The 13,023-nt window shown below is 52.4% G+C and carries 14 protein-coding genes; 10 read left to right on the top strand and 4 right to left on the bottom strand.

The genetic code is table 11. The features are described 5' to 3' along the window. Positions 1–16 precede the first annotated feature (16 nt). The 3 genes from nqrF (at position 17) to sthA (ending at position 3,907) form a co-directional block, all read left to right on the top strand. Positions 17–1,243 carry an NADH:ubiquinone reductase (Na(+)-transporting) subunit F gene (nqrF, locus tag QKW35_RS17010; protein WP_282355069.1) on the top strand — a complete coding sequence of 409 codons (1,227 nt, stop codon included), beginning with the start codon at positions 17–19 and terminating at the stop codon, positions 1,241–1,243. Positions 1,244–1,249: 6 nt separating this feature from the next. Beyond that, complete coding sequence (locus tag QKW35_RS17015; protein WP_282355071.1) at positions 1,250–2,287, top strand: FAD:protein FMN transferase; 1,038 nt, start codon at positions 1,250–1,252, stop codon at positions 2,285–2,287. Between the two features lie 219 nt (positions 2,288–2,506). After that, complete coding sequence (sthA, locus tag QKW35_RS17020) at positions 2,507–3,907, top strand: Si-specific NAD(P)(+) transhydrogenase (RefSeq protein ID WP_282355072.1); 1,401 nt, start codon at positions 2,507–2,509, stop codon at positions 3,905–3,907. A 75-nt stretch (positions 3,908–3,982) separates the two neighbouring features. Here the strand turns inward: sthA and QKW35_RS17025 are convergent, their stop codons facing one another. The 3 genes from QKW35_RS17025 to QKW35_RS17035 form a co-directional block, all read right to left on the bottom strand. Continuing rightward, positions 3,983–4,216 (bottom strand): hypothetical protein, encoded by a 234-nt coding sequence (locus QKW35_RS17025; protein WP_282355074.1) that lies wholly within the window; start codon positions 4,214–4,216, stop codon positions 3,983–3,985. Between the two features lie 71 nt (positions 4,217–4,287). Further along, positions 4,288–5,124 (bottom strand): DNA replication terminus site-binding protein, encoded by an 837-nt coding sequence (locus QKW35_RS17030; RefSeq protein ID WP_282355076.1) that lies wholly within the window; start codon positions 5,122–5,124, stop codon positions 4,288–4,290. Beyond that, on the bottom strand, positions 5,124–5,711 hold the full coding sequence (locus QKW35_RS17035; protein WP_282355078.1) for a PilZ domain-containing protein: 588 nt from the start codon (positions 5,709–5,711) through the stop codon (positions 5,124–5,126). The genes QKW35_RS17030 and QKW35_RS17035 overlap by 1 nt, the downstream gene beginning before the upstream one ends. A 110-nt stretch (positions 5,712–5,821) precedes the next feature. Between QKW35_RS17035 and QKW35_RS17040 the strand changes: the two genes are divergently transcribed. Both QKW35_RS17040 and QKW35_RS17045 read left to right on the top strand, forming a co-directional pair. Beyond that, the gene (locus tag QKW35_RS17040) at positions 5,822–7,069 is read left to right on the top strand and encodes a lipoprotein-releasing ABC transporter permease subunit (RefSeq protein WP_282355079.1); all 1,248 of its coding nucleotides are present in this window, start codon (positions 5,822–5,824) and stop codon (positions 7,067–7,069) included. Beyond that, positions 7,062–7,763 carry an ABC transporter ATP-binding protein gene (locus QKW35_RS17045; RefSeq protein WP_282355081.1) on the top strand — a complete coding sequence of 234 codons (702 nt, stop codon included), beginning with the start codon at positions 7,062–7,064 and terminating at the stop codon, positions 7,761–7,763. Before QKW35_RS17040 ends, QKW35_RS17045 begins: the two co-directional genes overlap by 8 nt. Before the next feature lie 88 nt (positions 7,764–7,851). On the opposite strand, the gene QKW35_RS17050 is transcribed toward QKW35_RS17045, so the two are convergent. Next, a complete protein-coding gene (locus QKW35_RS17050; protein WP_282355082.1) occupies positions 7,852–8,379 on the bottom strand; it encodes a DUF2062 domain-containing protein in 528 nt (175 codons plus the stop codon). Positions 8,380–8,460: 81 nt separating this feature from the next. Between QKW35_RS17050 and QKW35_RS17055 the strand changes: the two genes are divergently transcribed. The 5 genes from QKW35_RS17055 (at position 8,461) to QKW35_RS17075 (ending at position 13,011) form a co-directional block, all read left to right on the top strand. Next, positions 8,461–10,671, top strand: a complete 2,211-nt coding sequence (locus tag QKW35_RS17055; RefSeq protein ID WP_282355140.1) for a DNA internalization-related competence protein ComEC/Rec2 — start codon at positions 8,461–8,463, stop codon at positions 10,669–10,671. A 109-nt stretch (positions 10,672–10,780) separates the two neighbouring features. Continuing rightward, on the top strand, positions 10,781–11,395 hold the full coding sequence (locus QKW35_RS17060; RefSeq protein WP_282355083.1) for a MotA/TolQ/ExbB proton channel family protein: 615 nt from the start codon (positions 10,781–10,783) through the stop codon (positions 11,393–11,395). 15 nt (positions 11,396–11,410) lie between these two features. Beyond that, entirely contained in the window at positions 11,411–11,827 is a 417-nt protein-coding gene (locus tag QKW35_RS17065; RefSeq protein WP_282355084.1) for an ExbD/TolR family protein, read from the top strand. 1 nt (position 11,828) lies between these two features. Then, positions 11,829–12,845, top strand: coding sequence for a tetraacyldisaccharide 4'-kinase (gene lpxK, locus QKW35_RS17070; RefSeq protein ID WP_282355086.1), 1,017 nt, complete (start codon positions 11,829–11,831; stop codon positions 12,843–12,845). Further along, positions 12,826–13,011 (top strand): Trm112 family protein, encoded by a 186-nt coding sequence (locus tag QKW35_RS17075; protein WP_282355088.1) that lies wholly within the window; start codon positions 12,826–12,828, stop codon positions 13,009–13,011. Before lpxK ends, QKW35_RS17075 begins: the two co-directional genes overlap by 20 nt. Positions 13,012–13,023: the final 12 nt, after the last annotated feature.

Genomic DNA, 13,023 nt, shown 5'->3' on the forward strand with positions numbered 1-13,023 from the left:
GGAATGGAATAAGCCTATGAATGCTGAAATCGTTCTCGGCGTTGTTATGTTTACCGTGGTCGTGCTTGCGCTGGTCGCGGTAATCCTGGCAGCCCGTTCAAAACTGGTTAGTTCCGGCGAAGTTACGATCAATATCAACAACGATCCGGAAAAATCTATCAAAGTTGCAGCAGGCGGTAAGCTGCTGCAGACCCTGGCTGGTGCTGGCATTTTCGTACCTTCCGCATGTGGCGGTGGTGGTACTTGTGCACAGTGTAAGTGTCAGGTTATGGATGGTGGTGGCTCCATGCTGCCAACCGAAGAGTCTCACTTCACCATGCGCGAAGCAAAAGAAGGCTGGCGTCTGTCGTGTCAGGTTGCTGTAAAGCAGGACATGGAGATCGAGCTGGAAGAAGAGATCTTTGGTGTTAAGAAGTGGACCTGTACTGTCGAGTCCAACCCGAACGTAGCGACCTTCATCAAAGAGCTGACTCTGCGTCTGCCTGACGGTGAAAACGTTGACTTCCGTGCGGGTGGCTACGTGCAGCTGGAGGCTCCAGCGCATGAAGTACACTATAAAGACTTCGATATCGACGAAGAGTACCGCGAAGACTGGGATAAGTTTAATCTCTGGCAGTACGTTTCCAAGGTTACCGAGCCGGTAATCCGTGCGTACTCCATGGCGAACTATCCGGAAGAGAAAGGTGTTGTTAAGTTCAACATCCGTATCGCCTCTCCACCTCCGGGTACGGATCACCCGCCAGGTCAGATGTCTTCTTACGTATTCAGCCTGAAACCAGGTGATAAGATCGATGTTTACGGTCCGTTCGGTGAGTTCTTCGCTACCGAAAATGACAGCGAAATGGTCTTCATCGGTGGTGGTGCGGGTATGGCGCCTATGCGTTCCCACATCTTCGACCAGCTGAAGCGTCTGAACTCCAACCGTAAGATCTCTTTCTGGTACGGTGCGCGTTCTATGCGCGAGTCGTTCTACAACGACGAGTACGACATGCTCGCTGCAGAGAATGACAACTTCGAGTGGCACCTGGCACTGTCTGATCCGCTTCCGGAAGATAACTGGGACGGTATGACAGGTTTTATCCACAACGTGCTGTACGAAAACTATCTGAAGGACCATGAAGCGCCGGAAGATTGTGAGTACTACATGTGTGGACCACCAATGATGAACTCCGCTGTGATTCAGATGCTGTTGGATCTGGGTGTAGAGCGCGAAAACATCTTCCTGGATGACTTTGGTGGCTAATCAGGGATGCGTAAACTGTTCATACAGTTGAAGCTCGTAAGATGGCCGGCAGCTCTGCTGCTGGCCATTTTTGTAATTACGGGTTGTCAACAAACTAGGGAAGAGATCAGGGCCGTCCAGGGCCTGACCATGGGTACCAGTTACTCAGTGAAGTGGGTATCAAAGGATGTAGATACTCAAAAAGTGCATGCCGCAATCGAGGCAGTGCTCAAGGACATCAATCAAAGCATGTCCACATATATAGAAACGTCTGAACTATCTCGCCTTAATCAATCTTCTTCTACCGAATGGCAGCCGCTGTCTTCTGCGCTTTATGATGTGCTGCGCTTGTCTACTGATCTCAGTACGCAAACTGATGGTGCCTTTGATGTGACCGTTGGGCCGCTGGTGAACTTGTGGGGATTTGGACCGGAAGGACGCGTGGTGACTGCGCCGTCTGACGATACGATCGAGGCAGAGCGAAACCGCGTAGGCTTCGAGAAGATTGCACTTAATGCGACCGATCAGCAGATAAAGAAATCTGTAGCGGAGCTGTACATCGATCTTTCCGCGGTCGCTAAGGGCTATGCTGTTGATCGCGTAGCCTCTCTGCTTGAAGAGTTTGGGTATGAGCGTTACCTGGTGGAGATCGGCGGGGAGTTGCGAGCCAAAGGTCTTAAGCCGGGTGGTAAGCACTGGCGTATTGCTATTGAAACGCCTGATGCGGCCACACGCAGTGTTCAGAAGATTATTAATGTAAAGGATGTAGCGATAGCGACATCCGGTGATTATCGTAACTACTTCGAAGAGAACGGCGTCCGTTTTTCGCATACCATTGATCCATCGACGGGTAAGCCCATTAGGCACCGGTTAGCATCAGTCACTGTGTTTGCTGCCAGCTGTGCTGAGGCTGACGCTCTGGCTACTGCGTTTATGGTGATGGGAACTGAGCGGGGTGTTAAATACGCAATGCAGCATAGGATCAATGCGTTGTTTATCAACAAGGGCGATACTGGCTTCGAAGAGATTATGACGCCAGGGTTCAAGAAATACCTGGCGAACTAGTGTGTTATCTCAGATAGGGTGGTAATGCGTTAGTTTTTCTGCGGCCTCAGCTGTGAGAAAGGGGACTGAGCGGCTGTTGTGGCTCAGGATTCCACTGCTTGGGTTGATCTAAAGGCTAATATTTTGGTCGTGTTGCGGCGCGGTAAGCTGAGCGCAACGGCATTGGGCGACGTACTAATTAAAACAACAGGATAACATCGATTATCTAAGGGGAAAGTAATGGCTGTATATGACTATGATGTCATTGTGATCGGTTCCGGTCCGGCGGGTGAAGGTGCGGCGATGAATGCTGCAAAGCATGGTCGTCGGGTTGCAGTAGTTGAGGAACAGAACCTTGTTGGCGGTAACTGCACACACAAGGGGACAATCCCATCCAAGGCGTTACGTCATTCCGTTAAGCAGATTATCGAGTTCAATACCAACCCGATGTTCCGTGATATCGGTGAGCCGCGCTGGTTCTCTTTCCCTAAAGTACTGAAGCGTGCAGAGAAGGTAATCTCCAATCAGGTTGTACTGCGTACCAATTTTTATGCTCGCAACCGTATCGATGTTTTCTTCGGGCGTGCGCGCTTCCAGGATAAAAACACCATTGAGGTGAGTGGTACTGCCAAAGGTACTGAAACGCTGCGCTCCAAGAACGTGATTATTGCGACCGGCTCGCGTCCTTACTGCCCTGCTGATATCGACTTCAACCATCCGCGTATCTACAACTCTGATACCATTCTTAAGCTTAGCCACACTCCGCGTACGCTTATTATCTATGGTGCGGGCGTTATCGGATGTGAGTATGCATCTATCTTCAGTGGTCTTGGTGTGAAGGTTGACCTGATCGATAACCGCGATCGTCTGTTGTCTTTCCTGGATGGTGAGATTTCCGATGCGCTGAGCTACCACTTGCGCAATAACGCGGTGAAGATCCGTCACAACGAAAACTATGAGGCGGTTGAGGCAGACAATAACGGTGTCACGATGACGCTGCAGTCCGGCAAGAAGATCCGTGCCGATGCCTTCCTTTGGTGTAATGGTCGTACTGGTAATACCGACAAGCTGGGTCTCGAGACTGTTGGTCTGCAAGCAAACAGCCGAGGTCAGCTGGAGATCGATGATCACTACCGTACCAGTGCAGAAGGTGTGTACGCGGTAGGTGATGTGATTGGTTGGCCGAGTCTGGCGTCAGCGGCTTTGGATCAGGGGCGTGCGGCGGCAGCGGATATGCTGAGTGCTGATGACTTCCGTTACATCAACGAAGTGCCAACCGGTATCTACACCATTCCTGAGATCAGCTCTATTGGTAAAACTGAGGAAGAGCTGACAGCGGAGTGTGTGCCTTACGAAGCAGGTCAGGCCTTCTTTAAAGATACGGCGCGAGCGCAGATCTCCGGTCAGCCTGTGGGGATGCTGAAGATCTTGTTCCATCGCGAAACACTGGAGATTTTGGGTATCCACTGCTTCGGTGATCAGGCATCCGAGATCGTTCACATCGGTCAGGCGATTATGTGTCAGGAAGGCGAGGCGAACACGCTGAAATACTTTATCAACACGACGTTTAACTACCCAACAATGGCAGAAGCATATCGTGTTGCTGCGATCGCAGGTTTGAATCGGATCGCTAACCTGTAAATATTCAGGGAATCTGGCTTAAAAAAACCGGATAGTGGGTTTTCGCTATCCGGTTTTTTGTTTTTTGAGGGCGGATTACTTCTTGTTGTTTTTCAGGTCTTCTTTATAGAAGTCATCTTCGTAGTATTTGCCCTTGATATCCAGCTTCCGTTCAACCCAGCGGGTCCATAATTTCCACAGGAACAGTGCCGGTGCCATCGAAATCATAATGGCGAGCATTACGCCGGCACCGGCATGCTCCTCGGGTACCAGCGATACGCCCCAGTCGAGAACGCCTAGTGCGCGGGCGGTGTAAAGCCAAGTGAGCAAACCGACGAATCCTATAGCGGTAGCAATATGGTGTAATAGGTTTTGGTTCTTCATGTGGATTTGGTCCGGTTTCAGTTGTATCGATGGATACGAAGGCTGGGTAGAAATGGAATAGGGTCGATCTGTAGGTCGCTACGCTCCACGCGTTGTCGCTTCTCGGGTGGATTTATATCAGGTTCGTTGTGGTCTGGAAACGGTTGGTCAGAATCCAGTGGAAACAAAATCGGCAGCGGACAATTGCGGGCTTTGCGAACAGTATGGGTTTTATACTTCCATGCAATATTTGCGCGCATCACCGGGACTTGCGGTTGCAGCTGTGCCAGCAGTTCACCAGGTTTGAGATTGCTGAGTGCTGCAAGTTGCATCTGAACATGTGTTTGGCTGGTGTCTAGCTTAAGGAGCATCGCTTCCACCTGAGGGATGGTCAGCTTCCTTATGCTTCGCCCGCTTGTGTACCAGCTGAAACCCACTTGAGACGGTGTCTTATCCAGAATGGGGATTTGGCGATAGCACTGCTTTAGGTGCAGTCGAGCAAGACCGCTGCGATTGAGCTTCTCTGCGACAGCGCTTGAGCGCTTCTGGAGTAACTCCCCGGGGAGCGACCCCGTGTGCTTCTTGTAATCGCCGATCGCTTTCTTAAACAGGCTTTTTTGTGAGTTGATTCGTTCGGCTTGCTGGATTAGGTCGGTGCTACAGCCTATCAAGCCCCAGCGACTGCGGGTTTCGCGACCGTCGGTGCCGTCTTGGTACCAGATGTCGGAATAAAGTGCAGCGAGCTCTGTGTAAGGGGAAACAGCGTTCGGGAACCAGCAGCGGGGTTGTTCCTGCAGCAGTCGTTTTGCGAACTGCTGCAAGTGGTGGTGCATCAGATCAAAACTCTCAAGGATTGAGAGTTCCAGTGAGTTCATTATTGCAGGCTGTCTTCGTCGACCAGGCGTTCCTGGCGGCGCTGCTGGCTTTGTAGCAGCATAACCTGTCGCGCCAGTAGAGCGCGGCAATTTTCCGGCAAGCGTACGAACTGGATGCCTATTTTGTAGTGGCCGTTGGAGCATGGGATGATGCGGCGAACTTTGGCGTAAAGCAGCAGGCCGACACAGGTTTCAGGGAAGATCAGTTTGATCGCCAGGTACTGACCCGGTTCAAAGGTTTCCGGGTATTCGAACATCATGCCGCCTTCGGAGAGGTTAATCTCCTGAGACAGGATCTGTTCCAGTTCAATGCCGTTCACCGCGATTGCTTTTGCGATGGTGTCTATCTTGCGGTGCATTAGTTGCAGGAATGCGGCTGTATTTGCATCTTTTTCTGCAATCTTCCTCAGCAGGTGGTCACCTTCAGCATCAAGATCCTGTAACTGGCTTAACAGCAGGAAGTAGGGAGAAACTTCAAACTGAACCGGTGTGGGGTTTTGTGCAATTTCCTCTTCGCTGATCATCTTCAGCTCAATTGATACTTGGTGATCAATACGGAAAAATTTTCGGCGTTCCTGGTCCTGCATCCAAATAGCCCTAATTTAAGCATTGCTCTGGGGGTTGTAATCACTCGAGTATAACCAATATTTCACTGAATTTGTTAGAGAAATTATCCTTTCTATGCTTTAATCCGGCCATGTTTAAGCCACTCTCAGTATACGTTGGTCTGCGGTACACGGCGGCCAAGCGTAGTAATCATTTCATCTCTTTTATCTCTCTCGCGTCGATGCTTGGGCTTATGCTTGGCGTTGCCGCATTGATCGTTGTTCTCTCAGTAATGAATGGCTTCGATCGCGAACTTAAACAGCGCATTCTGGGCATGGTTCCTCACGCGACTATCACTGAATTAGGTCGTCCTATGGAGGGCTGGCAGGCCGTGAAGGATAATGTCGAAGACTCATCCGAGGTTTTGGCGGCCGCGCCTTTTATTCAGGCGCAGGGGATGCTGACCAACCGCGGTGTCGTGCGCGGTGTAATGGTGTACGGAATCGATCCGGAGAGTGAGCGGAAAGTCTCGATTTTGGGCAACCATATCAAGTCCGGTTCATTGGATAAGTTGAATAGCCAGCGATTCGGTATTGTGTTGGGTGATCTGCTTGCCCGCTATCTTGGGGTGCGCGTTGGTGACAAGGTGACGCTGGTTTTACCGGAAGCCTCTGTGAGCGTGGCCGGGATGGTGCCCCGATTGAAACGATTTACCGTTGTCGGAACCTTTGAGGTGGGTGCTGAGCTGGATGCATCGCTGGCGTATATCTCCATGGGCGACGCAGCAAAGATTAAGCGTTACATGGGTGATGCGATAGACGGTATCCGTATTAAGTTTGATGATCTGTTTGCAGCGCCGCAGAAAGCACGACAGATCGCCAATACGCTGGACGGTTACTACCGTACCAGTGATTGGACCCGCACCCATGGCAACCTTTTTCAGGCAATCCAGTTAGAGAAACGGATGATCGGTCTGTTGCTGTTCCTGATCGTGCTGGTTGCGGCATTTAACATCGTATCTACGCTGGTTATGGTTGTAACTGACAAGAAAGCGGATGTGGCTATCCTACGCACTTTGGGCGCAACTAAAGGGCGTATCATGCGTATCTTCATGGTTCAGGGGACGGTGATTGGCATTGTTGGTACAGTGCTGGGTGGTGCATTGGGAATCTCCCTGGCATTGACCGTGTCTGATCTCGTGGCATGGGTTGAACGTACCTTTGGTATCGAATTCCTGAGCGCCGATGTTTACTTCATCAGTTACCTGCCTTCTGATCTTCAGTGGCCCGATGTGTTTACCATCTGTGGTTCTGCATTGATTATCAGTTTCCTGGCGACAATTTATCCTGCCTACCGAGCAGCCAAGACACATCCGGCGGAGGCGTTGCGATATGAGTGATCCAATTCTGTTGGCGGAAGGTGTAAGCCGTGTTTATACGGAAGCGGGGCATGATCTCAAGGTGTTGGATAACCTGAGCTTCACTCTGCAAGCAGGCGAGCGGGCAGCGATTGTAGGGCAGTCCGGTTCTGGTAAGAGTACATTGCTCAATATCCTGGGAGGCCTGGATCTGCCAAGCAGTGGTCGGGTCAGTGTCGGTGGTAAGGATCTGCATCTGCAGTCAGAAAAAAGTCGCGCACGTATCCGTAATGAGAAACTGGGTTTTGTGTACCAGTTTCATCATCTTCTGCCGGAATTTAGCGCACTTGAAAACGTATCTATGCCGCTGCTGCTGCGTGGAGAACGTATCCGTGATATCAAAGAGCGCGCCGCTAATATACTGGAGCGCGTAGGCCTGGAAAAGCGTCTAACTCACAAGCCTGCACAGTTGAGTGGTGGTGAGCGTCAGCGTGTTGCGATCGCCCGCTCTTTGATTGGCGAGCCCGCATGTGTATTGATGGACGAGCCAACCGGCAACCTGGATCGGCAGACGGCGGAAGATGTTCAGCAACTGATCGAGGAGCTGAACCAGAGTCTTAATATCGCGTTTGTGATCGTGACCCACGATCTGTCGTTGGCGCATCGTACCGGTAAGGTGTACGAGTTGCGCGATGGTGGATTGTTCCAGCAGCACGAGATTCCGGTTGAGGACTGAGCCGCTAGTAGGGCATCTATCCCATTTTCCACCGCACAATAAAAAGCTTCCGATCTTGCGATGGGAAGCTTTTTTGTTTTTGCGCTGCTTATGGCTGCACGTTGCGACTTTTGTCTTTACGTCTCTTCCAGCTCCGGTTTACATGCCAGACCCAGAAACGGTTGATACTGAAGTAGGCCAGGATGCTGAATACCACACCACAGATTACCGAGCCAAACAGCAATGGCCACCAGATCAGCGACAGGCTTTCGGTCAGCCAGGTCATTGAGAGCTCAAACTCAATGTCGCCGCCGGAGCTACCAAGCAGGAAGTCGCCCACTAGATATGTACAGTAAAATATGGGTGGCATCGTCAACGGGTTGGTCAGCCAAACCAGTCCCACAGATATAGGCAGGTTGCTGCGACATATTACAGCCATGATGGCAGCAACGATCATCTGCGCCGGAATCGGTAAAAAAGCACAGAAAAGTCCGACCGCGAATGCCCTGGCAACCGATCTACGTGTCAAATGCCATAGATTCGGGTCGTGCAGGTGGCGTCCGAGCCAGCTGAGATGCTTATGCTCACGAAGCGTGCGCTCGTCGGGCATGTATTTTTTGATGAGTTTGCGCGGCATTGGGGTCGCACTTATAGTAGTGACCAAAGACGCTCGTATTATGCATTCTCGATAAAGGTAAGCCAACTGATGAGATCAAGGATGATCGCTTATGTGGCTGGAATTTCTACTATAGTCTGGCTGCCACAGCTCCCTTCGCTGGTAATTCTTCCTGTTTTAATAGTGCCGCTTTTATTCAGGCGACGTATCCCGGTTATGTTTTCTGCCTTCTTGTTGGGGGTGGTCTGGAGTTTACTCTGGTGTCATTGGCAGTTGGGGCATCGACTGGAGGCGTCCTCACTGAAGTCTGACTGGGAGCTAACTGGGGTCGTAAAGGGATTGCCCCAGCAGCAAGGGAGGCAGTTGCGCTTTGTGCTTCAGGTTGAAGAGATTAAGCCGTTGAACGGTGCGCAGCTTAGCTCCGGGCTTCCTCGTTTAGTGCGCTTGAGTTGGTTTAACGCGCCCTTCGAAATAAAGCCAGAACAGCGGCTGGCATTAACAGTACGTCTCAAGGCGCCGCATGGCTATGCCAATCCGTACGGATTCGATTACGAGTTGTGGCTGCTCGCGGAACATATTGATGCGACGGGTTATGTAAGGGCCTGGCGCAGCACTGAATCAGCAGAGGGTTGCTTTGTCGATTGTCTGCGGGAGCGTATCGCAGGGGTCGTCAAAACGCGTTATGGGCCAGAGGCGCCTTTGGTGCTCGCGATTACTCTGGGTATTCGGGACCTGTTCGACGATACCCAGTGGCAACGGCTGCGTGCGACCGGCACCATCCACCTGGCAGTGATCAGTGGGCTTCACCTGGGATTTATTGTGGGGTTGTGTCTTGTACTGGTTAAGGGGCTTTCGTATGTGGTCGCGCCTCGATACCTGCGTCCCGCAGGTATGCTGCTCACCTGTGCTGCTGCGTTCGGCTATATGCAGCTGGCTGGAGCGGGACTGCCGACGCAGCGTGCATTTATCATGGTGGCGGTGTTTCTGCTTGCTCAGTGGCGATTATGGCACATCGATCTCTGGTCGCGTTGGTGGTTGGCGATGGCCATTGTGCTGACGGCGTCTCCTGTCGCGACCCATCAGGCCGGTTTCTGGTTGTCCTTTGGTGCGGTAGCCGTGCTGCTTTGGTTTGCGGGCTATCGGCTTCGTGATTTGGTTGGCTGGCGGGTTCAGAGCGGAATATTTATTGGCATGACACCGTTGTTGATCTGGATGTTTGGTGGTTTTTCCTTGGTGGCTCCGTTGGTCAACTTGATCGCTATTCCGCTGATGGCGATCATATTGACGGTTACCGTGGTTGATATGGTTCTGGCGGGTTTGGGTGTGTCGGTACTGTTGCCGATCGTCGAGGGCGTGATCGCTTGTTTCTGGTGGCTGATTGAATTCGCGGCGGGGTTTCAGGTTGATATCTGGCGTCCACCTGCGCTTTCCATGCAGTATCTGCTTTTGGCTCTGGTTGGTTCCTTTCTGCTGATTCAGCCGAGAGGTGTGCCTCTTAGGTGGTTGGGGGTCCTGCTGTGGTTGCCGATGTTGTTGGGTGGTGTAAAAGATGTTCGGGAGTCTGGTTTTGAGGCTTGGGTATTTGATGTAGGGCAAGGAACGGCGGTACTGGTGAAGGCTGGGGGGCGTCATGTGCTGTATGACACCGGACCGGGTTTTCCAAATGGGCATAGTGCATACCGTCATACCCTGGAGCCCTATTTTGATGCGATGAGAATTCAAAAACTGGATCGTCTGATCCTGAGTCATGACGATCTGGATCATACCGGAGGGCATGCGGCGTTGTTGGCGCAGATGGGGGTTGAGCACGGTACGACTGGCAGTATAAAAGTTGCAGATCAATACGGCTATCAGAACTGTAAGTCTGGTGATGTTTGGCGCTGGGGTGATGCCGAGTTTGCCGTTTTGGCTGGCAGTGGCGGCGGTACGGACAATAACAGTTCCTGTGTGTTGCGGGTTGACGATGGCGTGTGTTCGCTATTGTTGCCGGGAGACATTGATCAGGACATGGAGCGCGCTCTGGTGCCGGGATTGGCCCCTGTTACCTGGTTGCTCGCCTCCCACCATGGTAGTAAAACCGCGACGGGAAGTGAGTTTTTGCAGGCTTCGCAGCCGGAGGTTGTGCTGTTCAGCGCGGGCTACGCCAATCATTTTCGACATCCCGCAAAGGAAGTGGTACAGCGCGTGGAGCAGCAGGGAGTGGAACATCGGTTAACGGCATCTGAGGGGGCGCTTCATTTGATCTCAGATGGAGCAACGTGTCGTATTGAAAGCTGGCGGGGTGTGCGGCGCCGCTTCTGGTCAGGCTACTAGGGAGCATTGGCCTATGGTAGAGTAAGCCGCTGTAATTATAAGGGTTTAGTGGCCGGTTTTTAGGTCATTGCGCCATACTGTATCGCCTGTGTCTGGAGGCTGGGGTGTTGTGTTAGAGCTGGTGAAGTCTGGTGGTTGGTTAATGATCCCGATTGTGGCCTGTTCAGTAATGGCTGTCGCAATCTGTCTTGAGCGCTTATGGTCGCTGCGGGCCTCCAGTGTAACGCCTCAGGGGTTGCTGCTGAATGTGTTGGAGGCGTATCGCAATAACACGCTGAAAGCTGAGCAATTGGCACGCATTCGCGCATCCAGTCCGTTGGGGCGCATCATGGTGGCAGGTATCAAGAATGCCTGTCACGGTCGTGATGTAATGAAAGAAAGTATCGAAGAGGCGGCTTCTGAGGTCATACACGACCTTGGGCGTTTCCTCAGTGCGTTGGGAACCATAGCGGCAATCACACCCTTGTTGGGTTTGCTCGGAACCGTAATCGGTATGATCAAGGTGTTTAACGAGATTATGATCCAGGGTACCGGTAATGCCAATATACTGGCTGGGGGTATTTCCGAGGCCCTGATTACAACCGCAGCAGGTCTGGCGGTGGCGATTCCCGCCCTGATCTTTCATCGCTTCTTCCTGCGTCGAATTGATTCCCTGGTGGTGTCGATGGAGCAGCAGGCAGTGAAACTTGTCGAAACAATTCATGGCCAGCGTGAGCTGGACTGAACCTGGAGCGGACGCGTGAAATTTAGCCGTCATTGCCCGGAAGAGGTCTCGGTCAACCTGACACCGCTCATCGATGTGGTGTTTCTGTTGTTGATCTTCTTTATGGTCTCCACCACGTTCACCAAAGAGACGCAGTTGGAAATTGATCTGCCTGGTGCCAATGCAGGTGCGCAGGAAAAACCGGTCGCGCACATCGAGATACAGATCAGTGCAGAAGGTGTGTATCACCTGAATGGCGAACCAATTGCGGACTCATCAGACATGGGGTTGCGCGCCGCGCTAGAGGCGGTTGAAGAGCCAGCCGGGGATACGCCGCTGGTTATCGCGGCTGATGCTGCAACTCCGCATCAGGCAGTTGTCACTGCGATGGATGTTGCTGGACAGCTGGGGTACACGCGTCTGAGCATTACCACGCAGGAGTTGGGCAAATAACATGAGCTGGCTTGAAACGCGCTGGTATCAGCAGCGTCCGGCACCGTTCTGGCTGCGTCCGTTGGAACAGCTCTACAGAAGCATTGTTGTAAAAAAGCGATCTGACTACCTGTCTGGAAAAAAACAGCCCTATAAAGCGGCGGTGCCGGTCATTATCGTTGGAAATATCACGGTGGGGGGCACAGGAAAAACGCCAGTGGTACTCTGGTTACTGGAACATCTTCAGGCAGCGGGCTTTAAGCCTGGCGTCGTCAGTCGTGGTTACGGGGCGAAGGCGCCATCCTACCCATTTGTTGTAACGTCGGACACCTTGCCTTCCGAGGGGGGCGATGAACCCTGTATGCTGGTGCGGCGTTCAGGCTGCCCGCTGGTGATCGATCCAAACCGTCCGGCGGCAGCGCGTCGCCTGCTGGAGCAGTTTGATTGTGATCTGATTATCAGTGACGACGGACTTCAGCACTATGCGTTGGAGCGGGATATTGAGCTGGTCGTTGTAGATGGACGGCGCGGTTTGGGTAACGGGCGTTGCCTCCCGGCCGGGCCGTTACGGGAACCGCCAGACCGTTTGTCCGACGTGGACTTTATTATCCAGAACGGTGCTGGAGTGGGTGTCTCCGATGCATTTTCTATGGTGCTGGAGCCGACTGCGTTTGTGTCGCTGGACGGTGCCAAGCGTATTGCCGTTGATCAGTGGCAGGAAAAACAGGTGCATGCAGTCGCGGGAATCGGAAATCCGGCACGCTTCTTTGATACACTTCGGTCTCAGGCTGGAATAGAGCCGGTGGAACACCCCTTTGCGGATCATCATCCCTACAACGCGGAGGACCTGAAATTTGAGCAGGATTTGCCGTTGGTGATGACCGAAAAAGATGCGATAAAAGTCTCCCGCCTAAAAGAATTAGAGGGTTGGTACCTTGAGGTATCCGCCCGGCTGCCCGCAGAGTTTGAAGCGGCGCTGCTAAAGAAACTCGAACAGATTACCCATACGGTAGAGAGTAATGGACAAGAAACTGATTGAGATGCTGGTATGCCCGGTATCAAAAGCCCCTCTTGAGTGGAACCCTGAAACGCAGGAGCTGATCTGCAAAGCGAGCGGCCTGGCTTACCCGGTGCGCGACGGTATTCCGGTGATGCTGGAAGAGGAAGCGCGCAAGCTGACGCTGGAAGAGCGTGAGCGTAAATAAGGCAAGAAAGGG

The sequence above is a fragment of the Pontibacterium granulatum genome (assembly GCF_029961155.1).
GTDB lineage: Bacteria > Pseudomonadota > Gammaproteobacteria > Pseudomonadales > Balneatricaceae > Pontibacterium > Pontibacterium granulatum.

Excerpts from the sequence above, each read along its gene's own strand:
- nqrF (WP_282355069.1), top strand. The coding sequence starts at position 17 with ATGAATGCTGAAATCGTTCTCGGCGTTGTTATGTTTACCGTGGTCGTG.
- QKW35_RS17015 (WP_282355071.1), top strand. The coding sequence starts at position 1,250 with ATGCGTAAACTGTTCATACAGTTGAAGCTCGTAAGATGGCCGGCAGCT.
- sthA (WP_282355072.1), top strand. The coding sequence starts at position 2,507 with ATGGCTGTATATGACTATGATGTCATTGTGATCGGTTCCGGTCCGGCG.
- QKW35_RS17030 (WP_282355076.1), bottom strand. The coding sequence starts at position 5,124 with ATGAACTCACTGGAACTCTCAATCCTTGAGAGTTTTGATCTGATGCAC.
- QKW35_RS17035 (WP_282355078.1), bottom strand. The coding sequence starts at position 5,711 with ATGCAGGACCAGGAACGCCGAAAATTTTTCCGTATTGATCACCAAGTA.
- QKW35_RS17040 (WP_282355079.1), top strand. The coding sequence starts at position 5,822 with ATGTTTAAGCCACTCTCAGTATACGTTGGTCTGCGGTACACGGCGGCC.
- QKW35_RS17045 (WP_282355081.1), top strand. The coding sequence starts at position 7,062 with ATGAGTGATCCAATTCTGTTGGCGGAAGGTGTAAGCCGTGTTTATACG.
- QKW35_RS17050 (WP_282355082.1), bottom strand. The coding sequence starts at position 8,379 with ATGCCGCGCAAACTCATCAAAAAATACATGCCCGACGAGCGCACGCTT.
- QKW35_RS17055 (WP_282355140.1), top strand. The coding sequence starts at position 8,461 with ATGATCGCTTATGTGGCTGGAATTTCTACTATAGTCTGGCTGCCACAG.
- lpxK (WP_282355086.1), top strand. The coding sequence starts at position 11,829 with ATGAGCTGGCTTGAAACGCGCTGGTATCAGCAGCGTCCGGCACCGTTC.
- QKW35_RS17075 (WP_282355088.1), top strand. The coding sequence starts at position 12,826 with ATGGACAAGAAACTGATTGAGATGCTGGTATGCCCGGTATCAAAAGCC.